This is a genomic window from Xenorhabdus sp. PB62.4 (assembly GCF_014467285.1).
Taxonomy (GTDB): domain Bacteria; phylum Pseudomonadota; class Gammaproteobacteria; order Enterobacterales; family Enterobacteriaceae; genus Xenorhabdus.
Genome location: NZ_NKHR01000001.1, coordinates 392988 through 419029 on the forward strand (window position 1 = coordinate 392988; position 26042 = coordinate 419029).

The following is a 26042-nucleotide window of genomic DNA, read 5'->3' on the forward strand; positions in this document are numbered from 1 at the left end:
AAATCATATCGCTAATATCCGGCAGCCAATGTTATTGCAACATTGGCTGCCTGTGTTTTTGTCGTGTTGTTTTTTGTTCTGTCCCAGTATTGTGTCACACCATATTGTGCTAACATGCCGCATATTTTGGCTCTATAACAGCAATTAATTATGAAATTCCCTGGTAAACGTAAATCTAAACATTACTTTCCTGTCAGCTTAAGAGATCCTCTTCTCCAGCCCATCAAAGAAATGATGGACACTGAAAATAACCGAGCCTATATCGTCGGCATTGACCAAACACTGGTGGATATTGAAGCTAAGGTTGATGAGAGTTTTATCCAACGTTATAACCTGAGCCAGGGGCATTCGTTAGTTATTGAAGACCATGTTGCCGAGGCCCTCTATAGGGAACTGACAGATAATAATCTGATCAGCCATGAATTTGCAGGTGGCACGATTGGCAACACCCTGCATAATTATTCCGTTTTAGCCGACGACAAATCTGTACTGCTTGGTACTATGTGCAATAACATCCAGATAGGAAGTTATGCGTATTGTTATCTTTGTAATACATCCAGCCGTATGAATTTGAACCACTTACAGGGCGTTGATGGCCCAATTGGTCGTTGCTTTACTTTAGTGACAGAAAATGGTGAAAGAACCTTTGCTATCAGTCCGGGTTTAATGAATCAGCTTCGTCCAGAAAGCATTCCAGAACATATTATCGCGGAAGCGTCAGCATTAGTGATTACCGCGTATCTGGTACGTTGCAAACCGGGTGAACCCATGCCGGAAGCAACGATGAAAGCCATTGAATATGCAAAAAAACATAATGTACCGGTTGTGCTGACATTGGGAACAAAATACGTTATTGCTGATGATCCTCAATGGTGGCGTGATTTCCTGGCTGAAAATGTTTCAGTGGTAGCAATGAATGAAGATGAAGCTCATGAGCTGACAGGCTTCAGTGATCCTTTACTGGCGGCAGATAAGGCGCTTGATTGGGTCGATTTGGTGTTGTGCACGGCAGGGCCTGCAGGGTTATATATGGCGGGTTATACTGAAGAAGAGTACAAGCGCCAGACATCCCATCCTTTATTACCTGGTGCAATTGCAGAATTTAACCGTTATGAATTCAGCCGCGCGATGCGCAAAGTAGATTGCCAGAATCCAATGCGAGTCTATTCCCATATTGAACCTTATATGGGCGGCCCTGAAAAAATAATGAATACCAATGGAGCAGGCGACGGCGCATTATCCGCATTGCTGCATGATATCACTGCCAACAGCTATCATCGCATGAACGTGCCGAATTCTAGCAAACATATGCGTTCTTATTTAACGTACTCTTCTTTAGCTCAAGTGTGTAAGTACGCAAATAGGGTAAGTTATCAGGTATTGAGCCAACATGCTCCACGCCTGACACGAGGATTGCCGGAAAAAGAAGATAGTTTGGAAGAATCTTACTGGGAACGTTAATAGTGGAAACTGGGAATATCCCCATAATCAGGGATATTCCTTAAACAGCAAATTATGTTGTTGATGGTGGGGTTGCTGATGAAAGTGATAATGGCGGCTCTATCGGACAACCTTCTTCATATTCAGGAAGCACATCAGCCATTGCCCTTGCTATTTCATGCTCACCAATAATGATCTGGTTAGTACCACGCTCCGTAATATAGGCAACTTCATCATCATAATGGGCGCGTACGATTATACTGATATCTGGTCTAATTTCTCTGGCATTCGCAACAATTTCACCGGCTTCGTAGCCATTAGGGATTGTCAGGAATAACGTACAGGCGCAATCGAGCCTTGCCAGGGCCATAATATCTTTATTGGCTGCATTACCCATCACGGCACTAATACCCATTTCGCCCAATTCTTCAAACCGAGCGCGTGTATCTTCAATAACCACCACAGGAAAGTTTTTTTCTTGTAAACGCTGGCAGAGTAGGCGCCCGACCCGACCATAGCCCACTATAATGGCGTGTCCGCAGATATCAACGGAGATCTGGGTTTCTTCTTCCAGTGTTTCTTCGAGTAATTGTTCTTCAATCGTCTCTGTTTTTTCCAAATAGCGATCCAGCAGACTGAACAGAACAGGGTTCAGCATGATGGAAATGATGGCACCAGCCAGCACAAGATTACGCGCTTCCCCATCTAAAAATCCATGTATGACACCAAGACCTGCCAGAATAAAGGCGAACTCACCAATTTGGGCGAGGCTGGCAGAAATAGTCAGGGCCGTACGTCGTGTATGACCAAACATTCTGACTAACAACATAGCAGCCAATGACTTGCCAATGATAATAATGGCAAGTGTGCCTAAAATAGCGAGAGGCTGCTGGAGCAGAACCATTGGATCAAACAGCATGCCAACGGAGACAAAGAAAAGAACCGCGAACGCATCCCTTAACGGGAGAGTATCTTGTGCTGCTCGATGGCTCAATTCTGACTCATTCAGTACCATGCCGGCAAAGAATGCTCCGAGAGCAAATGAAGCATCGAATAGTGTTACGGCACCATAAGCAACACCCAGTGCAATTGCAAGCACCGCCAGTGTAAATAACTCACGGGAACCTGTACTGGCCGTTTTCGCCAGTAGCCAAGGTATCACTCTTCTTCCAACAAAGATCATTAATAAAATAAAAGCAACAACTTTACCAATTGTAATGGACAGCTTAAGCAGAAGCTGACCAATATTGGCATCCTGATTACTCAGAAGGCCGGCTATTGCGGGAAGTAATACCAGCGCCAGCACCATCGCCAGATCTTCTACAATCAACCAACCAATGGCAATTTGCCCCCTTTGGCTATCAATGAGCTGCCGTTCTTCCAGTGCCCTGAGTAATACTACTGTGCTGGCGGTGGACAAACAGAGGCCAAAGACAATACCGCTGGATAGACTCCATCCGAGTAATGCTGATAACCCTGCTCCCAATAAGGTAGCAACGGCAATCTGGGCGATGGCCCCAGGAATGGCAATTGATTTGACGGCTAACAAATCCTTGAGTGAAAAATGCAGACCGACACCAAACATCAGTAAGATCACACCAATTTCTGAAAGTTCCGGAGCCAGGGAAGTATCGGCAACAAAGCCGGGTGTAAAAGGCCCCGCGAGTACACCTGCTATAAGATACCCTACCAGAGGTGAGATTTTTAGGCGCTGTGCAAGCATGCCAAGCAGATAGGCGAGAACAAAACCACCAACAATGGTCGTGATAAGAGGTGTCGAATGCTCCATCAAGGCTCCTTCTGGGGTAGAGAATATTAAATTGTGTGGTTGGGTAAGGTAATAAATATATTTTATAAGTAGTTAAAGATAAACTTGCTAAAAAACATACTGAGTGGTGAAAACAAGAGTAATCTGCATAAACCCTATTTTAATGTAAATTTATGTAGATTTTGTCATTATTTACGCTTGTTTACAAAGGGAGATAATGTAATAACTATTATCATTTACCTAATGATTTTTCTATTTTTTTTATACTTTCTTTTCTATATTCGGCAGGAACAGTGTGAATATACCAAGAAGTGGTAGGAAAGCGCAAATTTTGTAAACCAATTCTATATTGGTCTTATCTGCAACATAGCCAAGAATTGCTGCTCCAATTCCCCCCATACCAAATGCCAAGCCAAAGAATAAACCTGCTATCATGCCTGTTTTGCCGGGAATGAGCTCTTGAGCATAAACCAAAATAGCAGAAAATGCAGATGCCAAGATTATGCCAATGATGATCGTCAGTATGCCTGTCCAGAATAAGGAAGCATAAGGTAATATCAGGGTAAAAGGCGCAACACCGAGAATGGAACCCCATATAACATATTTTCGGCCTATTTTATCTCCGATGGGACCGCCAATCATGGTGCCTGCTGCGACAGAAAATAAAAAAACAAACAGATGGATTTGGGCATTTTGTATTGATACACCAAATTTTTGGATCAAGTAAAAGGTGTAGTAGCTGCTGATACTGGTGAGATAAAAATATTTTGAGAAAATCAGTATGAGAAGAATGGCAAAAGAACGTATAACGGTTTTTCTGGATAAAGTCGGCAGAGAGACATTGCGTAAGGATTGGGGAAGGACGGTTCTGTGCTGCATTTTATACCATTGACTGACTTGCAATAGGATCACGATTGCAAGCAGTGCTGCCAGCGAGAACCAACCGACATTCCCTTTGCCGTAAGGTGCAATGAAAATAGCGGCTAGCAGAGGGCCAAGAGAGCTTCCCAGATTTCCCCCTACTTGAAAGAAGGATTGAGCCAGCCCATGGCGTCCGCCGGATGCCATTCTTGCGACTCGTGAAGACTCTGGATGAAAAACTGATGAGCCGGTACCAACGAGAGCGGCAGCCACTAATATAACAGGGAAACTTTCTGCATAAGCCAGTAGGAGCAGCCCCGATAGGGTAAATCCCATACCGACAGGCAGTGAATAAGGTTGCGGATGTTTATCTGTATAGAGTCCGATGAGCGGCTGTAATAGGGATGCTGTTATCTGATAGGTCAGGGTTATCAACCCAACCTGAATGAAACTCAGTGTAAATTCAGATTGCAGCAGTGGATAAATTGCCAGAATCAGCGATTGAATCATATCATTCAGTAGATGGGATAAGCTGATCGCTCCGAGTACAGAGAAAACCGTCTTGCGTGTTTTTGTTGACGAGGCTGGCAAAGATTTTGTGTTGCTTTGTTCGCTCATGATTATTCGCTTATTTATGTAGCCCGTAGGGGGACGTCAGGTGATTAATGTAAATTTTGTTTGGTGTTTACACCATAGTACCTCTTAGTCTGCTAACAAAAATTTTATTTATATTGATATAATTTGATAGCTATCTCAAAAAATGAAAGAAGACATTATTTAATGATACAAGTATGTAATCCTGATCAGAAAAATGCGGTATAGCGCCGCATGCCATCGTTTGTATCCCACTTTGGGATAATGAATAAAATTCATATCATTAACCACAATCGTATAACTAATAACACTTAAAGAACATGGAGATACCCATGAAATTTTCGTTTAAAGCGTCAGTATGTGCTCTTGCCGTTTCCTTGTCGTTGACGCCGCTAATCGCCACTGCTTGGGAGCAAGATAAAACTTACGATATTACTATTCTGCATACTAATGATCATCATGGTCACTTCTGGCATAACGATCATGGTGAGTATGGTTTGGCTGCACAAAAAACAGTAGTAGATTCCATCCGTCAGGAAGTTGCTAAGAAGGGAGGCAGCGTATTGCTGTTGTCTGGTGGTGACATTAACACAGGTGTACCGGAATCAGATATGCAAGATGCTGAGCCAGATTTTAAGGGGATGAATCTGGTCGGTTATGACGCAATGGCATTGGGGAATCATGAGTTCGATAAGCCTTTAAATGTATTGCACCAACAACAAAAGTGGGCGAATTTTCCATTCTTATCTGCCAATATTTACCAAACCAGCACAGGCAAACGTTTATTTAAGCCATATGTCATGTTTGATAAACAAGGCGTGAAAATCGCCGTTCTTGGCCTGACAACGGATGATACGGCGAAAGTAGGTAACCCTGCGAATTTTCCGGATGTTGAATTCCGTGTTCCCGCAGCAGAAGCCAAAAAAGTTATTGAAGAGCTGAAAAAGAACGAAAAACCGGATGTTATTATTGCTGCAACCCATATGGGGCATTATGACGATGGTCACCATGGCACTAATGCTCCGGGAGATGTTGAAATGGCACGTAGTTTACCGACGGGCTATTTAGATATGATAGTGGGTGGTCACTCACAAGATCCGGTCTGCATGTCTTCAGAGAAGAAAAACTATAAACAAGTGAATTATGTGCCGGGAACGCCGTGCTCGCCAGATCGTCAAAACGGCACATGGATCGTTCAAGCCCATGAATGGGGAAAATACGTTGGTCGTGCTGATTTCCAATTCCGTAATGGTGAACTCAAGTTAGTTCATTATCAATTGATTCCCATCAACTTAAAGAAAAAAGTGACAAAAGAAGATGGCAGTACGGAGCGTGTTTACTATACACATGAAATTAAGCAAAACCCTGAGATGCTTAACCTGTTGACACCTTATCAAAACAAAGGTGGTCAGGTACTGAATGTCAAAATTGGTTCGGTGGACGACAAACTAGAAGGTGATCGTAGTAAAGTTCGTTTCGTGCAAACTAACATGGCGCATCTTGTGCTGGCTGCTCAAATGGAGCGGACAAACGCTGATTTTGCAGTGATGAGTGGTGGTGGTATTCGTGATTCTATTGAATCAGGAGATATCACTTATAAAGACGTTCTGAAAGTTCATCCATTTGCTAATCAACTGGTTTATGTGGATTTTAAAGGCAACGAGGTTTTGTCATATTTAACAGCCATTGCGAATATGGAAAAGGATTCCGGCGCTTATGGACAGTTCTATAATGTGAGCTTCGTGATTGATGGTAAGAATATCAGTGACGTAAAAATTGGTGGTAAGCCATTAGATCCAAATAAAACTTATCGGATGGCGACCTTGAATTTCAACGCGATTGGAGGTGACGGTTATCCACGCATTGATAATTTACCGGGTTACGTTGATACAGGTTTTGTCGATGCTGAAGTGTTGAAAGGTTATATTGAAAAACACTCCCCATTGAAGGCCTCTGATTATGATCCGAAAAGTGAAGTTTCGTATAAAAAATAATAACTGATTAATAGATTATAGTTAATTAGTCGCATAAAAAGACCATCTGAAAAACAGATGGTCTTTGACTTACTATCAGTAAGGACAGCTATGCACAATCTAAAATAGGGATGGTTGAAACTGAATAATAATCTAATTATTAAATAGCATGGTAATTAATGAATTGTTATCTCCTTTTGTTGGTAATTTTTCGAGTCCATTTTTCATATATAACTCTATAAGGTGAACGTTATCTTCACATTCTACAGCAATAACTCTTCCTCCAATTAGTGATTTTGATATATTAATGATGTTTTTTGCGTAAAGAAAAATATCCTTTAAACTTATTGGGTTTTCATTTAATGAAAAATTTTTGGCTATTTGTCCGATTAAGTAAACTTTTATAGTATTAGCATTTTTGCTGATGCCATTGATTTTCTTTAACTTTGTTTTTGAAATAGCAAAATTGTGTACCAATAACTCTTTGAAGGTTAGTGAAAAATAAGCAAGAATAACTCCTTTTTCATCCAGAATAAGATAAGTTCTGGTTACATCACATTGTTCAAATCTAATTGATTTAAAATGTAAAAACGACTCTACGTCGCGGTTTAGCGGACAGGAAAAAGAAAGTAAGTATTCTTTTGTTTTGTCACTGCCAAAATCCGTTAACATCTTCCTTAGAGTGAGAATTTTCGTTTTAATATCTCTATTGCCTCTTTTTGTTGAGCTTCGAAATCTATTTTTTCAAAATCATCTTTTGGCGGCTTTCTATTAGCTCTCCTTAGCATTTTAATTGCTTTGGGATCAGTAATGACAATTTGACGGAAAAATGATGAGGTAGCCATTTTATTCCTCTTTTATTTAGATTAACTAAGTTACTTGAAATAGTAATTAATGTTTTTTCTCTGTAAGGAAAGTATATCGGTATTGTCATATAGCACAAGACTCTGTTTTAAAGAAAACAGAGCCAGCTCGAAAAATTTCAATAAGAATTGAAACTTATTTTCAACGTTTAGCGATATCAGCAAATGAACAATTAAGTAGTTGGCATAAATCAGTGGGTGATAATTCAATATCTAATCCACGCTTGCCACCGGAAATAAACAGAGTTGGTAAAGTTTGTGCCTGAATGTCAATCACAGTCGGTAGGCGCTTTTTCTGCCCCAGTGGGCTAATGCCGCCAACGAGGTAACCTGTAACTTTTTGTGCCAGCAGAGGTTCGGCCATATCTGCTTTCTTGGCTTTAAAAACTTTGGCGATTTTTTTCAGATCGAGCTGCCCGGAAACAGGCGTAATGGCGACAGCAAGGTTTTTGGCATCGCCATTCAATGAAACCAGTAGTGTCTTAAAAACCTGGCTGGCATCTAAGCCGAGTTTTTTAACCACTTCATCACCGAAATTATGTTCATTGGCATCGTGTGCATAAGGATGAAGTTTGAAATTAATTTTTTGCTTTTCCAGCAAAACAATAGCGGGAGTCATGTTTTTTCCTGTAATTATTTACCTATCGTTATTTATCTACAAAAGTGGAATAGATGAAGGTATTGTTATTCCAGCGGTTTTAACAGCATTTGCTGTAAATTATTCTCGCCGTGAAGATGTAAGGCCCCTACAGCAACCAGATATTTTCCTTCTGATAAGCAATGTAATTGTTCACTCCATTGATGGTTGCGTTCAATCATTAGACTTTGATAAATCTCTTCACAGAATGTCATCGGTAGTATCTGATCCTGTTGCTCAGGTTTATAATTCATCCACCAGCTAATCATAGTTTGTAAAGCACGGGCATTGGTATGCCAATGGATAAGGGTATCTTCCAACAGAGAAAGGCCGCCATTTGGCAGGCTGGTGAGTAGATTAACCTGCGTTTCCGTTCCTTCCAACTCGATAATAGGTTTATTGGTAGCTTTTGCACTGTTCAGTAATTGGTAATCAATGCCATATTGAGGGCGTAATCCTAAATATTGGGCTTGGGCGGCCTGTAATATCAATGCGACTTGCCATGACGGTAATGAATCAAGAAGAGCAATAGGATGCTGGATCTCCCGGCAGTAGTGCTGTAAGCGCTCAAAGTGTTCGGAAGATAAACGTTGTGACAGAGCAACTTGCTCAGGAAACTGTTCTTTGAAAGGAGAGTCAACCTGTGTGATATCAGCTTCGACAATCAGAGCATCAGATTGCTCTAGTTGATCGAGCAGTACTTCCGAAAGTGGGAACATATTCTCTGCTCCCATATGAATACTGCCAATAACATGTAATTGTATGTTTTGATTAAGATTAATGTCAAAAGCAGGATAGGGGTAATGCCGTTGAGAATTTAGACCTAATATTTTGTTGAAATATTTCATTAATTTTCCCACTTTGCATACTCCGGTGGTTGGCATTGAAGGGTATGCTAACTCGTTAAGAGTTAACAGGAAAGGGGGAAAAGTGCGGGATGAAAAGCCAAACTCAATATGTTTAGCTTTTCATCGGTTAGAGAAAACTTTCTAAATGTTATTTCAGGATTTTGTCTTGAAGCGCAATAATCGATTGGCATTACTCACGACAGTAATTGAAGATAGTGCCATGGCTGCACCTGCAACGACAGGATTCAGTAATGTGCCTGTGAAAGGATATAAGATACCTGCTGCAATTGGGATGCCTAATGTATTGTAGACAAAGGCCCCAAACAGGTTCTGTTTCATATTGCGCAATGTTCCTCTGGATAATTCAACTGCATCAGCAACACCGTGCAGACTATGGCGCATAAGAGTAATCGATGCCGTTTCAATGGCAATATCACTGCCTCCGCCCATGGCGATGCCGACATCTGCCTGTGCCAATGCGGGAGCATCATTAATGCCATCACCGATCATGGCCACTTTTTTACCTTCTGCCTGGAGCGCTTGAATGGCTGCTGCTTTGCCCTCAGGCAGGACACCGGCAATCACTTGATCAATCCCGGCCTCTTTAGCAATGGCATTGGCTGTCACTGGGTTATCTCCTGTCAACATGACCAAACGATAGCCTTGATGGTGTAAACGTTGCAGGGCAGAAATAGTATCTTGACGCAGGGGATCCCGGATGGAAAATAGGGCGGCGACTTTCCCATTAACAGCCAGAATAACGGGAGTGATGCCTTTTCCGGCCTGTGCGGCAATTAATGGTTTTAATTCTGCTGCTTCAACCTGATTTTGCTCAAGCAACTTTTGATTACCCAATAACAGAGTGGTGTCACCTATCTCTCCGCGTACTCCGAGTCCCGTTAATGTGCGGAACTGTTGTATTTCAGGTAACTTTTGTTCTTCAACTTTATCTAAAATGGCTTTTGCCAGAGGATGATTTGAACCATTTTCCAAGGCACCAGCCCATACCAATACTTGTTCTTCAGTAAAGCCGTTAAAGGTATGGATTTCTGTCACTTGTGGCATACCTTCGGTTAAGGTGCCGGTTTTATCGAAGACAATCGTATCCAATTGACTGGCTTGTTGCAGTGCATCAGCATCACGCACCAGCACACCTAATTCTGCTGCCCGTCCCACCCCAGAGATGATGGACATGGGGGTTGCCAGCCCAAGTGCGCAGGGGCAGGCGATAATCAGCACCGTAGTCACGATGACCAATGCGTACATGATTTGTGGCGCCGGGCCGATAAAGTACCAGATAGCGCCAGCAATCAGGGCGATGGCAACAACAACAGGCACAAATATTGATGATATTTTATCTGCCAGTTGGCCGATTTCTGGTTTACTGCTTTGTGCCTGACGCACTAATTTAATAATGCGTGACAGCGTGGTTTGGCTGCCGACCGCATTGGCTTTAAACAATACCGTTCCATCCTGAACAACGGTACCTGCATGTACAGCATCCCCGATGGATTTTTGTTGAGGAATGGGTTCTCCGGTCAACATGGCTTCATCCAGCCAAACCGTACCCTGGATGATTTCACCATCTACAGGAACACGGTCTCCTGTTACCATACGCAATGTCATATTGGGTTTAACATCAGCAAGTGGCAGTGTTTTCTCGCCTTCTGTAGTGACCACACGTGCTGTTGGAGGCGTTAAATCTAATAATCGTTCAAGCGCTTTGGAAGAACGTTGACGGGCCCGTTGTTCCAAGGCATGTCCAAGGTTGATTAAACCAATGATCATGGCGCTGGCTTCATAATAAAGATGACGAGCTTGTGGAGGGAAGATTTCAGGCCACAAATTGACGCTTATCGAATAGAGCCATGCTGCGCCAGTACCGAGGGCTACCAATGTATCCATAGTTGCGCTGCCATTTTTCAGGCTTTGCCATGCGTTGCGATAAAAATGCCCGCCAGCAAAGACCATGACAGCAAGTGTCAATAGCCCAATCGTCAGCCAAGTAGCGTGGTTTGACGGGGTGAGCATCATATTATCACCCATCATGCCCCAGATCATGACAGGCACCCCAACGATTAAAGCAAAGGCTGATTGCCAGCGAAAACGGTGCATATTGGCTTGCGCAACTTGTTGCTGGCGTTCGCGGCGTTCTGTTTCATCCTGAATGATTTCTGCGCCATAACCGGCTTTGATGACCGCTTCAACCAAGGCATTTGGTGAGGCATTGCCTGTGACCAACGCACTTCTTTCCGCCAGATTGACTCTGGCGTGCTCTACACCATCAACGGATTGCAGTGCTTTTTGTACCTTGCTGACGCAACTGGCACAACTCATGCCATCCAGTAATAGCTGAACACTGTCATCATCAATGACGTTGATTTTATTATGCTCAATTGGTGCTGTTTCAATTGCATTTGTTTTTATTGGAGACGCTTTTACCGGAGACGCTTTTATTGAGGAGGAAAATGTTGCCGCTGCCAAAGACTCCGGAGTTTGTGGAACAGATGTTGCCAGCGGCTCAGTTTTTGGGAAGGCTACTGCCGTGGCTAATTCGGCCTGGTATCCGGCTTGTTTGACGGCATCAATTAAAACGCTGCTCTCTGCTTTACCGTAGATCTTTGCGGTTTGAGTATCGACTTCTGTCGCAATGACACCTTCGACAGCTTCTAATGCTTTTTGTGTTTTACCTGCACATCTCATGCAGCTTAAACCTGACAGCCGCAATTCAATATCAGGTTGCGTAGCAACAGAAGCGGCATAATTTTCGGCGATAATTGCTGCAATTAATACATCAGATGAGACATCACCGATAACTTTGGCATAATTTAAACTCACATCGGCCTGTTCAACACCGGCTATTTTTTCCAGCGCTTTTTTGACCGTACCGACACAATGTGTGCAAGTTAAGCCTTGAAGTGCAAGAATGGTTTCTGTGGACATAACACTATCTCCTGATACAGAGTGATATACTTATCATTAAGGCTAAACCTTCCTGCAAGGGGAAGGTCAAGGGGGAATTATGAATATCAGTGAAATTGCTCAGAAGACCGGTTTGACCAGCAAAGCTATCCGGTTTTATGAAGAAAAAGAGCTAATTACTGCGCCGGAGCGGGGAGATAATGGCTATCGTTTTTATCAGCAAAAGCACATTGATGAGTTGGTACTCCTGCGTCAGTCGAAAGCAGTTGGATTTACGCTGGAGGAGTGTCGCGAATTGTTGCGGTTATTTCGCAACCCCAGTCGTCACAGTGCAGATGTAAAAACAGCAACTCTACAAAAAGTGGCTGAAATAGAAAAGACGATTGTGGAATTGCAAAAGATAAAGGAAAAGTTGCTGGTATTGGCGGCTGAATGTCCGGGAGATGATGGAGCGGATTGCCCCATCATTGAGCATTTATCTGGCTGCTGTTTCCATCACGGTTAATGGGGAATCGGTCTCACCTTTAATGTGATTCCGTCAACGGCGATAATTTCAACTTCGGTATTGGCCGGAAGCTCCCGGTCACAGTGAACGCGCCAACTGCCATCAGCCAGTTTGACTCGCCCAAAGCCGTTTTCGGTATCCGTGATTAAACGGGTACGCAGGCCAATCAATTGGTGATTTTTCTGATTAAGAGCTTTATCACTCGCTTGGCGTGGGCGGTGGCGTAGCCAGCTACGCCATGCAATAACAGAAAGCAAGGTCAGAACAGCAAACAAAATGCCTTGCAGTTCCCAGCCCATACCAGGGAAAATCCATGTGATCAGGGCAACAACGACGGCTGCGGTTCCTGTCCACAATAGATATCCCCCCGCTCCTAGCAATTCCGCAATCAGAAGCAGTCCACCAAAACAGAGCCAGAACCAAGCTGGCTGAGTGGCGATCTGTTCAATCATGGTTATTTATCCTGTTTGCTCTTTTTGCTTTCGCCAATTAATTCAGCAATACCACCGATGGCTCCCATCAAATTGCTGGCCTCAAGCGGCATCATAATAACTTTGCTGTTATTTGCTGCACCAATGTTAGTGAGGGCATCAGTATATTTCTGGGCGACAAAGTAGTTAATTGCCTGCATATCACCATCGGCAATGGCGTCAGAAACCATTTTAGTTGCACGTGCTTCTGCTTCTGCGGCACGTTCACGGGCTTCCGCCTGAAGAAAGGCAGATTGACGTTCACCCTCTGCTTTCAGGATTTGTGATTGCTTTTCCCCTTCCGCTTTCAAAATGGCCGCCTGACGAATACCTTCCGCCTCAAGAATATCTGCACGTTTGGTACGCTCAGCTTTCATCTGAGCATTCATCGCAGAGATCAATTCCTTAGGTGGACGCACATCGCGGATCTCAATACGGGTGATCTTGACTCCCCAAGGGTTGGTGGCTTCATCAACGATTGTCAGCAGACGGCTGTTAATGGAATCACGCTGAGACAGCATTTCGTCCAGTTCCATTGAACCCAACACAGTACGGAAGTTGGTCATAGTCAGGTTAATAATGGACAACTCCAGATTACTGACTTCATAAGCCGCCCGTACCGGATCGACCACTTGAATAAAGCAGACTGCATCAATGGTCACGTTCGCATTATCGCGAGAAATAACTTCTTGTGATGGAATATCCAGAACTTGTTCCATCATATTGATTCTACGGCCAATGCGATCAACAAACGGCATGATGATATGCAGGCCGGGCGTTAATGTACGGGTATAACGCCCAAAGCGTTCAACCGTCCATTGATAGCCTTGTGGAACCGTCTTCACACAGGTAAAGACGATAACGACAGCAATAATGATGAGGATTGGTACCGCACCAAGAGAGAGTAAATCCATAACAATTCCCTTATTCGTTAATTATGGAATGTATAAGTTTTCTTTACTTAATAGAGTAAAGAGTATACATGACGACGATATTTAGATGCCAGTGCATCCCCGGTACCCAGTGCAGAAATAATATCCATCATTGTCTTTTTCACTGCACCATCGGCAGCCGCAAGATCTTTTTTCAAAAAGCGGAACAGCAATTCAAGAGCTTCTTCATCACGACCGACTTCGTGTAATTTTGAGGCAAGTTGAATGGCAAGTTCTGCATTTTCTGGTTGAGTCGCCAACTCTTGCTGTAGTTGTCGAATCTCAGGTGAATCTGCGGCCTCTTTCTGGGACTTAATATGTTCAAGTAACGTATGATAGCGTTCGTCTTGCTCTTCTAATGGAATGGTATCCAGCAGTTTTTGGGCATCTTCGAGGTGATTGAGCAAAAGATACACTTGGGCTAACAATAAAGTAATCTCAGTATCTTGAGGCGCTTCTTTGTGAATTTCTTTCAGTAAAGACAAGGCTTCCTGATTTTTGCCTTCGGCAAGAAGATCATCCACTTGCTCTAACGGTAATTTTTCCTCTTGGATCAGAAGCTGGGAAAAAATTTTTCGGATAGATTCATCTGTTTGAATGCCTTCAAAGCCCTGAACAGGCCGTGCTTCTTGCACAAACAGTACCGTAGGCAAACCACGTACCCCAAATTGTGCAGCGAAATGAGGAAGTTGGTCACAATTGACTTTAGCCAGAATAAATTGCCCGGCATATTCGTGTGCAATTTTATCAAGGGTCGCTTCTAATTCATGGCAATGCAGATTTTGCGGAGACCAAAAGTAGAATACGACGAGTTGGGTGAGTGAGTGCTGAACAATTTGAGCAATATTTAATTCATCAATATTAATGATATAGGCAGTACTATTGTTTGTATTCACTGTGGGTTCCATGGGCGTTTCTCTCTGATTCTTTGCTAGGCGATTACATGAATAAATAAGACCCGTTTGTACGTTTTTCAATGTCTATTCGCTTTTATTAGTCTTAGCTTTGCCACCGTACAATTTTATCGAGCCATTTTTCCGGGAGTATACGACGCGACACTTTTACGACGTGAGTTAATAATGTAACAGAATAACGTAATTTAGGGTTGGGACTTTCCAGGGCGTGAATCAGTTTCGAAACAACATCTTCAGGCATCAGTGTAAAACGGCTAGCAAGGCTTGGATTTTCGACAGGATTATCCTGCTGCGTTTGATTTACATTCTCCGTAAAACGTGTATTGATTGGGCCCGGTTCTATCAGGCTGACTTTAATGCCTGTTTTTGCTAATTCTCCCCGCAAGGCATCTGACCATGCTTCGAGGGCATATTTGCTGGCAGCATAGGCCCCACGCCCAGGCGTTGAAAGTAGCCCCATAACAGAACTGGTCTGGACAATCCGTCCTGCGCCATAAGCACGTATGGCTGGCAGTAATAAGCAGGTAAGTTGATGAGTACCAAAAAAATTTGTGGAAAATTGTTTTTCCATCTGTTCACGGGAAATGCTTTCCAATGGGCCATAAACGCCGAATCCGCCATTATTGAATAGCCCAAACAAACGGCCATTGGTGAATTCAATGACTGTCTTGGCTGCACGTTCAACACTTTCTTTATCGTCTAAATCCAGTTCAATCGGTTCGAATCCTAACTTACGCATATGGGCCAAATCATCCGGCTTGCGGCAAGCTGCAAGCACACGGTAACCACGTTGGTGGAGTGTTTTGGCCGCAGCTAACCCGATCCCACTGGAACACCCTGTAATAAGAATAGCTTTTTGCATAAATTTACCTGTTTATCTGCGTTAATTTATGGAAATAAATGATTTACTATTGAGAAATATTTTGATTAAACGCTTACTCTCAGTAAGCGTTTATTGTTGCAGATAGCCTGGATACTGACTGCGCACAAAATGACAAATAAAATAGCCTCTTGGAGTAAGCTATTAAGGATGGTTGATATATGCCGACAGTTTATTGGACATCCAATCAGCAATAAAAGGCTGCGCAGATTGGTTGGGGTGCAGCCCATCGTCTTGCATCCATTCTGGTTTAATAACAACGTGCTCCATGAAAAATGGTAGCAGAGGAATTTGGTTGCGTTCAGCCAGTGCAGGATAAATTTTTGCAAAGGATTCGGTATAACGTTTTCCATAATTAGGTGAAATCCGAATCTGCATTAACAGTGGTTGCGCGCCGGCTTGTTTGATCAAAGTAATGCCCTGTTGCAAATCTTGCTCTATGTTTTTAATGGGAAAACCACGCAATCCATCATTTGCACCAAGCTCTATCAAAACCCACTTGGGATTGTGCTGTTTCAATAATTCAGGCAGACGTTCAAATGCCTGTGCTGTCGTATTACCGCTGATGCTGCCGTTAACGATGGTTGTTTTTTTTCCGGCTTGCTGCCATTGCTTTGCCATTAGTCTGGGCCATGAATGTTCAACGGGCAGGCGATATCCGGCACTGAGGCTATCACCCAATATCAGCAGGGTATCAGCCGCCACCGCTCTGGCGCTGCATAGAACCAACAATAAAAGGAAAAATACATGGCTGTAGAAAGTATTCTTGAAGTTCATCATCTCACTAAACATGTCGGTCAAGGGGAAGAGGTAATTAATATATTGCAAGGTATTGAGTTGGTTGTCGAGCCAGCGCAGACAATTGCATTAATTGGTGAATCAGGATCGGGCAAATCAACCCTTTTGGGCATTATTGCCGGACTGGATGATGGTAGCGGGGGAGAGGTTCACCTGTTGGGGCAAAATATCAGCCGCATGAATGAAGAAGAGAGGGCGCAATTAAGGGCAGAAAATGTCGGTTTTGTTTTCCAATCGTTTATGTTGATCCCTACCTTGAACGCGTTAGAGAATGTCCAGCTTCCTGCGTTGCTGCGTGGTGAGTCAGAAAATCAAAGTCGTCAGCAAGCCATCGAATTACTTGAGCAGTTAGGATTGGGAAAACGTCTGAAACATATGCCAGCCCAACTTTCAGGCGGAGAACAGCAGCGGGTGGCTTTGGCCCGGGCGTTCTGTACCCGTCCCAAGATTCTGTTTGCTGATGAACCAACAGGTAATCTTGATCGCCAGACAGGTGATCGCATTGCTGATTTATTGTTTTCCCTCAATCATGATTACGCCACAACTTTGATTCTGGTGACCCATGACAGTCAACTTGCTGCCCGCTGTCAGCGTCGTTTACGTTTGATGGATGGCAAATTGCGGGAGGAAGAATGATTTGGCGCTGGTTTTGGCGTGAATGGCGTACTCCGTCTCTTCTGATTGTCTGGCTGTCCCTGACATTGGCAGTCGCTTGTGTGTTGGCATTAGGGCGGATTAGTGATCGCATTGATCAAAGTGTGCATTATCAGAGCCGTGACTTTCTGGCGGGTGATCTGGTCTTAAGGGCCTCGTATCCCGTTGATGAAGGTTGGCTTAAAAGAGCGCAGGATCAAGGGCTGACACTGAGTCGTCAAATCTCTTTTTCCACCATGACATACGCGGGAGATATTCCGCAATTAGCTCAGGTGAAAGCGGCTGATGATCGTTATCCATTGTATGGAGAGCTGGAAACTTACCCGCGGGGGTTAAAACCGGAAAAAGGTTCTGTGCTGGTGGCACCGCAATTGCTGACATTATTGGGTATTAATATCGGGGATAACCTTGACGTGGGGGATACCACACTAAAAGTGAGCGGAGAATTGCTGCAAGAGCCTGACAGTGGCTTTAGTCCATTCCAGATTTCTCCCCGAATCTTAATCAATATTGAGGATGCCAAAGCGACAGGGGCAATCCAACCAGGTAGCCGATTGACTTATCGCTATATGTTTGCGGGTCCTCCGCCGGCTATCCAATCCTTCCAACAATTTGTTGATCCGCAATTAAAAGCAGATCAACGTTGGTTAACGCTAAAACAGGATAATAGTGCATTAGCGCAATCTATTGAGCGTGCCCAGCAATTTTTACTCTTATCAGCCTTGTTGACGTTATTGCTTGCCGTGGCTGCGATGGCGGTTTCCATGGCGCATTATTGCCGCAGCCGACATAATTTAATTGCCATCCTGAAAACATTGGGAGCAGGGCGTTGGGCTTTGCGGCAGTGGATTATTGGACAATGGTTGGTGATATTGCTGGCAGCGATTGTGGTGGGTTCTGTTTTAGGTCTGGTTTTTGAGTCCGCCTTGATTCGGGTTTTAGCTGGAATGCTGCCTAAGATGTTGCCGGAAGCGGGAATGTGGCCGTGGATATGGGCGATTGGCACCTTGTTTGGTATTGCCTTGTTGGTGGGAATTCGCCCTTATCGCCAATTAATGGCTACCCAGCCTTCACGCGTATTGAGAAGTGATGTAACTGCGACTATATGGCCATTGCGTTACTACCTGCCTGTAGTCGCCTTGATTGTGACAGGAGGGTTGGTCTTACTGGCAGGAACCAAGCCGCTGTTATGGTCATTGCTGGCGGGAGTACCCGTTATCGCATTATTATTGGCGCTGTTGGGATGGGTCGGCTTATGGATATTGCGTCGCGTGACATTCAGCCAATTAAGCCTGCGTTTGGCTGTTAATCGTCTATTATGCCGCCCATTTCAGACCATGACACAATTGGCTGCATTTTCACTGTCATTTATGCTGTTGGCCTTGCTTATTATGGCAAGGGGCGATTTATTGAATCAGTGGCAACAACAGTTGCCGCCTGATAGCCCAAATTATTTCCTGCTTAACATAACTAAACCACAAATTGCCCAGGTTAATGATATGTTGAACAAATATCAGGTCAAACCCACTGAGTTTTACCCTGTGGTGTTGGCGCGTCTGACGGAAGTAAATGGTCAATCCGCTATTGAATGGGCTGATGAAAGGCATCCCAATAGTACAACGGTGCGTCGCGAACTGAACTTAACATGGAAATCAGAATTACCGCCTTTTAATACCCTCGTGGAGGGAACATGGCCACCGAAGCCAAACGAAGTTTCCATGGAACAAGGCGTTGCTGAACGGCTGCAAATCAATGTGGGAGATAAACTCTCATTCACCGGTGATACCCGGACATTCCATGCTACGGTAAGCAGTATTCGTAAGGTGGATTGGGAAAGTGTGAACCCGAACTTCTTTTTTATCTTCTCTAAAGAGACATTGGAAAATCAGCCGGCAATGTGGCTGACCAGCTTCCATTATGAAGGTAATGGGCGGTTGCTGACAGAGATTAACCGGCATTTTCCGACAATCAGCATGTTAGATGTTGGTTCGATAATCAAACAGATACAAGGCATCTTGCAGCAAGTCAGCAAGGCGTTGGAAATCATGGTCGTTCTGGTGATGGTTTGTGGCGGATTGTTATTACTGGCGCAAATTCAGGTCGGTATGAGCCAGCGACAGCTTGAATTGGTGGTATACCGCACATTGGGGGCGAGCAAAAAACTTCTGCGCCGTACACTGTGGAGTGAATTTGCCTTGCTTGGCTTTATGGCGGGGGTGGCTGCGGCATTTGGTGCAGAAATTGCACTCTGGTTATTGCAAACCCAAGTCTTTAATTTCCCATGGCAACCACAATGGCAGATGTGGATTTTACTTCCCATTATCAGCAGCTTACTGCTTTCATTATGTGGCGGTTGGTTGGGGATCAGGTTATTGCGGGGACAAGGGCACTATCGGCGCTTGCCTGAATAATTTCTGCATATTTTCGGTTTATCCTTAACAAGGATGAAATAAACCTCGTTTGAAAAAACGAGGTTTATCAGCAAACTGGTTGGAAACTATCAGGCAAATTCCTCTCTTAATTTAGGCAGGAGCTGGTCCCCGAAAACCTTTAACCCCTTTATGTAATCGGGAAAAATCAACATAACACCATCCAAGTCACAAGTGCGGATTAAATCAACCAGTTGCTTGTAGCAGGTATCTGGCGTACCGATAGCAGTATGGGTCATAAAGGCATTTTGTGAGCGCTCTACCATCGCGTTACTTTTTCCATCCATATCGACGCCAAAACTGCGCATCATATTTTTGACGGCTTCCACATCCAACCCTTGACGGTAGAACTGGGCAAGGGTTTCCGCGTAGGCATCGGTTTCGGCACAAATGACGGTACACATGCAGAATGTTTTGGTGGTTGTGTTGTATTCGGCGGCGATACGCTTTGCGGTTAAACTGATATTGCGAGTTTCTGCCTCATCCTTGCCTCCGATAAAACAAACATCGGTGTGACGTACACTGAAACGCAGCCCTTGCTCAGACTGGCCGGCACAAACTAAATAAGGACACGGAAGGGAAAGCGGTTTTGGTTCAGAAACACACTGTTTTAAATGAAAATAAGTGCCTTCATGAGTGACTTGTTTTTCACGCCAAAGTCGTTTGATCAACTGAGTCCACTCTTCAGTCATGGCATAGCGTTGGTCATGATCCAAACTGCCATCCCACTCACCCATTTGTTCAAATTCATCCCGGAATGAGCCGGAAACAATATTCAGCCCGGCGCGTCCCTGACTAATATGATCCAGAGTGGCGATCATTTTAGCGGTGACTGCCGGATTATGTAGCCCGGCATGAACTGTAGCGATCAATTTTGCGCGGTGGGTCACTTCGGCAATGCCGGCCATCATTGTGACAGATTCAAGCGAGCAGCCCCAATGATCTGTTTCACCACCGAATCCACGCCATTTACCCATGGACATAATGAAATCAAGGCCAATCTGGTCAGCCAGAATGGCGGCCTCACGGTTTTGTTTATAAGACGCATCCAGTGGTGGCGTGTTTTTGGAGATGATCCACCCACCTTTGGCGATGGGCAGAAATACACCGAACTCTTTCTTTGACATCACTATTTCCTTGTTTGTTGTTGTTTCAGTTCATTTTGGCCCTATTCAGTAAATTGAGTGTCTTCGATTGAGCGCTTTTTCATTTTCTGAGCAGGCGGTTTCATCATCAATGTTACGACAAGAACAACAAGTACGGGGATAGCAATAATTAAGAATGCTGAAGTAAAACTACCTGAATAATCTTTGAGGGCACCGGCAAAAAAAGGTGCCAGACACGCCAGTGTAGAAATCACATTCATGATTGAGAACAGTTCCAGATAAGGCTTGCGGCCAAAATAGTTAGCCAGCAATACACTGGAAGCGAGGAAAGTCATCCCGTAGCCCATACCGACAAACAGGGTAAATGCGATCAAGAACGGCCATGAAGAAGCGATACTCAGTGCAATCAGGCCAAGAATGATGATAGTCAGGCTGCCAATCAGTAATTTTTTCGGATCTATCCATTCCCCGACGGCACCACCGGCCAATCGGGAAAAGGCATTAATAAAGGCCATCGTGCTCAGTAGCCCTGCGGCAACGGCTTCGCTGAAACCATTTTCGATAATATGGGCAACTGCAAAGCTATTGACGGTAATACCACACCATAAAAATGCAGTATAAGTGGCTGCAATCACATAGAATTGCCATGTCCGCAGTGCCTGATGCGCCGTCCAGCGCTGCTTAGTGCGATAAATACCGGAGATATCCCGGCTGTTATGTTTTTGATTTATGGCCTTGGCGTGGGCAATTTCCCGTTTTCCTTCCCGAAGAGTAATAATCGTCAGGATAACGAAAATGGTGAGTACAATGGCAGAAATCATCCAGTGCATCCGCCACGTCCCCCAAATCCGGGTTGCCAGAAAATAGATCCAAGGGCCAATGACGCCGCCCAATCCACCAATCGTGAAATAGAAGCCAAAAGCAAGAGATTGCTTCTCATATAACCGTGAAATCACATAAGTGCCCGGAACGGTAGCCAAAAAGGTAAAACCGATGCCGATTAAAGCCGTACCAATAAAATATGATGAAATAACATGTGTGTGATAAAGATTGTAGAAACCGGCCAGAAAAATCAGCAGGCCAATAAACAAAGTAAATCGAACACCAGCCTTACGGATGAATATCGTTGGCAAAAAACTGGATAGCCCGCAAGTTAGCCCAAGCAAGGTGAAGCCTAGCCCGGCATTCGTCCAACTCCAGCCCAGTTCATAAATCATGCTGGGCAAGACAACACCCAATGACGTAAAGGTCGTTGCTGTGGATAAAAAATAGACCATGCCTAAAAGTATCAGCAAAAACCACTGATAAGTACGCCCGAATTTGTCGTGTTGAATGGACATTGTGACCCCATCAAGGATATAAACCATTAAAAACGGCACTATTTTATGTGTTTATTAGAAAAAGCTGTATCGAATAAACACCCCGTAGCTAAATTGATTCGTGCGAAAATCAGATGTATCTTTTATTTTGTACTTATTCTTAACCGGATTCACAACCATTCCTGTCCATAAATGGCCGGGCTGATACCCTAATTTTTTTCCCAAGTCATAATGCAATTCAGGCTTGAAATCGATCATTTCAGGATTATCGCCTAACCCTAGTGTATAGTCGAAAGTTCCGACAATGCGGAAATCCCCCAATGGGTTGCTGAAAGGAATACCATAATCAATGTGGATGCGCTGATCGTCCCAACTCCCTTTGGCATTATTTTCAAAATAAAAGATAGTGCGCAGCCAACTGAACCCGCCTACTTGCCAATCAAGACTGATACCGGGAAAATAATCATGTTTTACGTTCTTGGTTTTAGCAATCCACTGAGCAAACAGCACATCTTTCAATGGGCCATAGGAAAAATCATATCCTGTGATTTTACTGGCACTGAGTCTTGGTACGAACTTATAGTAATAGGTGCTTTTATCGCCTTTATAGTCATGTTGCAGTGAGTTTTGCCAAATACTGTAGACATACATATCGCCGATTTTGTAATCACCAAAGGCTTCTACAATGGGAGAAATGGTTTTCTGGGGAGCAACTTTGTTTTCGAATTGAAAATAGAGGCTGGTATCAATTGATTGAAAATTGACAAAATCACTTGCTTGAACGCCATTGGCAATGGATAGCAATAAGGAAGGAAATAAACCCATTTTAATTATATGGTTTTTTAGCTTGTTGATAAATTGCAAATGATTTCTCCTTTCACGTTATGGCAGAGCGATGGGCAGTAGCATCGTGCTAACAGGGTAATTTTGTCAAAGTTTTTTTATTCCTGAAAAAACAAAATAGATTAAAAATATTATTCATATAAAAAGAAAAGTAAATAAATGATTTTTATAAAATAGCTTTGCTTTTAATTTTTTAATTACCAATATAGTTTTAATGCTAATTAGTACATGGTGTTACTGAATATATTATTAAGCAAGAGCATGTCACAATTATTTAATTATCATTAAATAAAACCCATAAGTCGTGATAAAAAGATTGTGTTTGAAATAACATTATATTTAGCAGAAGAGAGGAATTATGTATACAGGCATTGTACAAGGTAAAGAGAGCGTATTATCACTCAATAAAAATAACGGATTCAGTACGCTGATTGTTAGCAATCACAATCATTTTTTTGATGATGTTACTGTCGGCGCCAGTGTCGCCGTTGATGGCACATGCCTGACTGTCACCCAATTCAGTGGAGATCGCGTTTCTTTTGATATTTCCGATTTCACTGCTGACACCACTACGTTAAAGTTTCTTTCGATTGGTGATGAGGTCAACATTGAACGCTCACATCAGATGAATAAAGAAAATGGCGGGCACAGTCTTTATGGGCATATAGAGGATACTCTTACCAGAACACTATCAAGAAAATAATAGTGGATGATAAAAAAATAGGAAGCGGTAACTATTGGCAATAATTACCACTTCCTGACAATTGTTTTGCTATTCCTTTGTCATGGAATATGAAAAGCTGATCAACTTAATTTATTTTGTGCCCATTCCAGACCACTTTGGTACTCTGCCGGCAATAATGGCGCTAACATTTGCAATGCCATTTTCAAGGTATCCCGATCAGAATGAACCAAATTCAAATGCCCTACCTTACGAACCGGACGAACTTCCTTTTCATACCAATGTAAACGAACCAACGGTAAACTGAGCCACGCGGGATTTACCTCTGTGCCGATCAGATTGATCATAATGGATGGAGCAAATATTTCTGGTTGAGGCATGGGCAGATCCAGAATTGCCCGTAAATGAAGTTCAAACTGGCTGATAGAAGCGCCATTTTGTGTCCAGTGACCACTATTATGAACCCGAGGCGCCAGTTCGTTGATCAACAAATTATCACCGACAATAAAGCACTCCATCGCCATCACACCGATATAATTCAGGTGATCCATGAGGGTAGCCAGCATTTTTTCTGCTTGTTGCTGCAATTGCTTATCCGTATCGGGCAAGGCAACACTGGTACGCAAAATGCCTTCCTGATGCAGATTGTGAGTCAGCGTATAAAATACCGATTCCCCTTGGGCATTACGGGCACCCACCAGAGAAACTTCCCCTGAAAACGGGATCCCTTTCTCTACAATACACTCACCATAAATTTCAGGTGGTAATTCTGCTTCATCACCCGGCCGTATACGCCACTGACCACGTCCATCATAGCCGCCCGTCCGGCGCTTAACGATGATGAAGTCACCTAATTCAGCGAACAGTTGTGGCCATTGGCTTGGATCGGAAAGCAGTTTCCAGGGGGCTGTTGCCAGACCCAACGTATCCATCAATTGTTTTTGTGGTAAGCGATCTGCCAGTTGCGGGAAAATATCGCGATTAATAAAAGCATTATGATGTGCCAGCTCGCGAGTTAACGCAGTTTCCGGCCAACGTTCGATTTCTGCAGTAATCACACTGCTCTGATAAGGCACTGCTTCCGGCTCTGCATCCAACCCGACGGGGTAAACTGCAATCCCCAATGGCTCACCGGCTTGACGTAACATCCGACCCAATTGACCATTACCCAATACACAAACAGGCTTCATGCGCCCTCCCGTGGATCAGGATTCTCCAAAACATCCTGTGTTTGTGCCTGGCGCCAGCCTGACAGACGTTGAAACAGGGCATCATCATGTAAAGCCAGCACTTGGGCTGCCAGCAAGGCTGCGTTTGCGGCTCCGGCTTTACCTATAGCCAGTGTGCCAACAGGAATACCCTTTGGCATTTGAACGATCGAATACAGGCTATCGACACCACTGAGAGCGGCGCTTTGCACCGGAACCCCAAACACAGGCACTAAGGTTTTGGCTGCCAACATTCCCGGCAAATGTGCTGCACCTCCTGCGCCCGCGATAATCACATCAAAACCGTTTTCTTTAGCGTGTTCGGCAAAATGAAAAAGTTTATCGGGGGTTCGGTGTGCCGAAACAACCTCAACATGGAAAGGAATATCAAGAGAAGTCAAAATATCGGCTGCGTGTTGCATGGTTGCCCAATCACTTTTTGAACCCATGACAATGGCAATTTTGGCGTGGTGCTGCGTCTCTATTTCTGTTGTAGAAGTCATAACTGTTGTGGGATCAGAGCTGGCCGTCATAAATCAGATGCTCCTGTATAGAGTGTCTACCAGAACAAGGTGATGTTTAAGGCGACGGATCATATCACGCGAATTGCACAAGGAAAACGTTTGCGTTACCTGATTTGTCTATTTTTCCAAAATAAATAACGCAATTCAAAATGGGAAAGATATCAACTCAATGGATGTTTCTGTGACTTTAAACATTGAACCGTGATGATGCCATGCGCCCAATACACCGCGATGCACCGTTTTATTATCGATTTGAAGATCATGTATTGCCGGGCGATGCGTGTGTCCGTGAATCATCCAATCGGCCTGATGTTTTTCAAAGTGTTCGATAACGGTTTGTTGATTGACATCCATGATGGATTCAGACTTCTGAGTGTTGGAGTATTGGCTGCCCGCCCGCATTTTGGCAGCGATTTTCAACCGGATGAATAAAGGAAGAAGTAAGAAAAGACGTTGTATCCACGGAGTATGTACCCGCTTGCGGTACTGCTGATAACCGATGTCATCTGTGCATAGTGTATCGCCATGCAGAATTAAAATACGCTTGCCATACAATTCCAGCACGTTTTCCTGTGGCAGTAAGATCAAACCGCTCTCTCTGGCAAAGCGGGAGCCCAGCAAGAAATCACGATTACCGTGAATGAAATAACAGGAAATCCCTTTCTGTTTCAGTTCATTGAGCGCGTAGGCAACTTTAGTGTGTAGAGGGTTGGGATCATCATCACCAATCCAATAATCAAAAAAATCACCGAGAATATAAAGACTCTCAGCATGGATTGCTTCTTCACGCAAAAAACGAAGAAAACCGGCAGTAATTGCCGGTTCTTGCTCACTGAGATGTAGATCTGCAATAAACAGTGTACTCATGTAAC

The 26042-nt window shown here is 43.8% G+C and carries 24 protein-coding genes; 6 read left to right on the top strand and 18 right to left on the bottom strand.

All coding sequences use genetic code 11. The annotated features are described in order from the left end of the window. Positions 1-150: 150 nt before the first annotated feature. Positions 151-1461: an inosine/guanosine kinase gene (locus Xenpb_RS01685; RefSeq protein WP_099114888.1), complete on the top strand. Its 1311-nt coding sequence runs from the start codon at positions 151-153 to the stop codon at positions 1459-1461. A gap of 52 nt (positions 1462-1513) precedes the next feature. On the opposite strand, the gene ybaL is transcribed toward Xenpb_RS01685, so the two are convergent. Further along, positions 1514-3229: a YbaL family putative K(+) efflux transporter gene (ybaL, locus tag Xenpb_RS01690; RefSeq protein ID WP_187652793.1), complete on the bottom strand. Its 1716-nt coding sequence runs from the start codon at positions 3227-3229 to the stop codon at positions 1514-1516. 240 nt (positions 3230-3469) lie between these two features. Continuing rightward, positions 3470-4687 (bottom strand): MFS transporter, encoded by a 1218-nt coding sequence (locus tag Xenpb_RS01695; RefSeq protein ID WP_187652794.1) that lies wholly within the window; start codon positions 4685-4687, stop codon positions 3470-3472. Between the two features lie 308 nt (positions 4688-4995). On the opposite strand from Xenpb_RS01695, the gene ushA reads away from it, so the two are divergent. Next, a complete protein-coding gene (gene ushA / locus Xenpb_RS01700; protein ID WP_187652795.1) occupies positions 4996-6657 on the top strand; it encodes a bifunctional UDP-sugar hydrolase/5'-nucleotidase UshA in 1662 nt (553 codons plus the stop codon). Positions 6658-6789: 132 nt separating this feature from the next. On the opposite strand, the gene Xenpb_RS01705 is transcribed toward ushA, so the two are convergent. The 5 genes from Xenpb_RS01705 to copA all read right to left on the bottom strand — a co-directional run bounded on the left by Xenpb_RS01705 (position 6790) and on the right by copA (position 11927). After that, positions 6790-7308 (bottom strand): acetyltransferase, encoded by a 519-nt coding sequence (locus Xenpb_RS01705; protein WP_187652796.1) that lies wholly within the window; start codon positions 7306-7308, stop codon positions 6790-6792. 5 nt (positions 7309-7313) lie between these two features. Then, positions 7314-7481: a hypothetical protein gene (locus tag Xenpb_RS01710; protein WP_187652797.1), complete on the bottom strand. Its 168-nt coding sequence runs from the start codon at positions 7479-7481 to the stop codon at positions 7314-7316. Positions 7482-7641: 160 nt separating this feature from the next. Further along, positions 7642-8118 (bottom strand): Cys-tRNA(Pro)/Cys-tRNA(Cys) deacylase YbaK, encoded by a 477-nt coding sequence (gene ybaK / locus Xenpb_RS01715; RefSeq protein ID WP_187652798.1) that lies wholly within the window; start codon positions 8116-8118, stop codon positions 7642-7644. Positions 8119-8183: 65 nt separating this feature from the next. Beyond that, positions 8184-8996: a TraB/GumN family protein gene (locus tag Xenpb_RS01720; protein WP_187652799.1), complete on the bottom strand. Its 813-nt coding sequence runs from the start codon at positions 8994-8996 to the stop codon at positions 8184-8186. A gap of 141 nt (positions 8997-9137) precedes the next feature. Then, positions 9138-11927, bottom strand: coding sequence for a copper-exporting P-type ATPase CopA (copA, locus tag Xenpb_RS01725; protein ID WP_187652800.1), 2790 nt, complete (start codon positions 11925-11927; stop codon positions 9138-9140). A gap of 79 nt (positions 11928-12006) precedes the next feature. On the opposite strand from copA, the gene cueR reads away from it, so the two are divergent. Further along, positions 12007-12411, top strand: coding sequence for a Cu(I)-responsive transcriptional regulator (gene cueR, locus Xenpb_RS01730; RefSeq protein ID WP_187652801.1), 405 nt, complete (start codon positions 12007-12009; stop codon positions 12409-12411). Here cueR and Xenpb_RS01735 read toward each other — a convergent pair. The 5 genes from Xenpb_RS01735 to tesA all read right to left on the bottom strand — a co-directional run bounded on the left by Xenpb_RS01735 (position 12408) and on the right by tesA (position 16384). Beyond that, complete coding sequence (locus Xenpb_RS01735; protein WP_187652802.1) at positions 12408-12863, bottom strand: NfeD family protein; 456 nt, start codon at positions 12861-12863, stop codon at positions 12408-12410. The two genes, cueR and Xenpb_RS01735, sit on opposite strands and share 4 nt — an antisense overlap. A 2-nt stretch (positions 12864-12865) precedes the next feature. Next, the gene (locus tag Xenpb_RS01740; RefSeq protein ID WP_047964242.1) at positions 12866-13795 is read right to left on the bottom strand and encodes an SPFH domain-containing protein; all 930 of its coding nucleotides are present in this window, start codon (positions 13793-13795) and stop codon (positions 12866-12868) included. Between the two features lie 47 nt (positions 13796-13842). Beyond that, complete coding sequence (locus tag Xenpb_RS01745) at positions 13843-14721, bottom strand: co-chaperone YbbN (protein ID WP_187652803.1); 879 nt, start codon at positions 14719-14721, stop codon at positions 13843-13845. 91 nt (positions 14722-14812) lie between these two features. Then, positions 14813-15589, bottom strand: coding sequence for an SDR family oxidoreductase (locus tag Xenpb_RS01750; protein WP_187652804.1), 777 nt, complete (start codon positions 15587-15589; stop codon positions 14813-14815). A 162-nt stretch (positions 15590-15751) separates the two neighbouring features. After that, the gene (gene tesA / locus Xenpb_RS01755; RefSeq protein ID WP_187652848.1) at positions 15752-16384 is read right to left on the bottom strand and encodes a multifunctional acyl-CoA thioesterase I/protease I/lysophospholipase L1; all 633 of its coding nucleotides are present in this window, start codon (positions 16382-16384) and stop codon (positions 15752-15754) included. On the opposite strand from tesA, the gene ybbA reads away from it, so the two are divergent. Both ybbA and ybbP read left to right on the top strand, forming a co-directional pair. Next, positions 16355-17041: a putative ABC transporter ATP-binding protein YbbA gene (gene ybbA, locus Xenpb_RS01760; RefSeq protein WP_187652805.1), complete on the top strand. Its 687-nt coding sequence runs from the start codon at positions 16355-16357 to the stop codon at positions 17039-17041. The genes tesA and ybbA overlap by 30 nt on opposite strands. After that, entirely contained in the window at positions 17038-19470 is a 2433-nt protein-coding gene (ybbP, locus tag Xenpb_RS01765; RefSeq protein WP_187652806.1) for a putative ABC transporter permease subunit YbbP, read from the top strand. Before ybbA ends, ybbP begins: the two co-directional genes overlap by 4 nt. 89 nt (positions 19471-19559) lie before the next feature. Here ybbP and Xenpb_RS01770 read toward each other — a convergent pair whose 3' ends face one another. The 3 genes from Xenpb_RS01770 to Xenpb_RS01780 are packed head-to-tail and all read right to left on the bottom strand — an operon-like array spanning position 19560 to position 22777. Continuing rightward, complete coding sequence (locus Xenpb_RS01770; protein ID WP_187652807.1) at positions 19560-20615, bottom strand: LLM class flavin-dependent oxidoreductase; 1056 nt, start codon at positions 20613-20615, stop codon at positions 19560-19562. A gap of 41 nt (positions 20616-20656) precedes the next feature. Next, on the bottom strand, positions 20657-21934 hold the full coding sequence (locus Xenpb_RS01775) for a CynX/NimT family MFS transporter (protein ID WP_187652808.1): 1278 nt from the start codon (positions 21932-21934) through the stop codon (positions 20657-20659). Positions 21935-21988: 54 nt separating this feature from the next. Further along, complete coding sequence (locus Xenpb_RS01780; protein WP_255522991.1) at positions 21989-22777, bottom strand: outer membrane protein OmpK; 789 nt, start codon at positions 22775-22777, stop codon at positions 21989-21991. A 337-nt stretch (positions 22778-23114) separates the two neighbouring features. Here Xenpb_RS01780 and Xenpb_RS01785 point away from each other — a divergent pair, with 337 nt between their 5' ends. Next, positions 23115-23459 carry a hypothetical protein gene (locus tag Xenpb_RS01785; RefSeq protein ID WP_255522992.1) on the top strand — a complete coding sequence of 115 codons (345 nt, stop codon included), beginning with the start codon at positions 23115-23117 and terminating at the stop codon, positions 23457-23459. 101 nt (positions 23460-23560) lie between these two features. Here Xenpb_RS01785 and purK read toward each other — a convergent pair whose 3' ends face one another. From purK to Xenpb_RS01800, 3 genes are all read right to left on the bottom strand, one after another. Continuing rightward, positions 23561-24628 carry a 5-(carboxyamino)imidazole ribonucleotide synthase gene (gene purK, locus Xenpb_RS01790; protein ID WP_187652809.1) on the bottom strand — a complete coding sequence of 356 codons (1068 nt, stop codon included), beginning with the start codon at positions 24626-24628 and terminating at the stop codon, positions 23561-23563. Beyond that, positions 24625-25149, bottom strand: coding sequence for a 5-(carboxyamino)imidazole ribonucleotide mutase (gene purE / locus Xenpb_RS01795; protein WP_255522999.1), 525 nt, complete (start codon positions 25147-25149; stop codon positions 24625-24627). The genes purK and purE overlap by 4 nt, the downstream gene beginning before the upstream one ends. A gap of 165 nt (positions 25150-25314) precedes the next feature. After that, positions 25315-26037, bottom strand: coding sequence for a UDP-2,3-diacylglucosamine diphosphatase (locus tag Xenpb_RS01800; protein ID WP_187652811.1), 723 nt, complete (start codon positions 26035-26037; stop codon positions 25315-25317). Between the last annotated feature and the right edge of the window lie 5 nt (positions 26038-26042).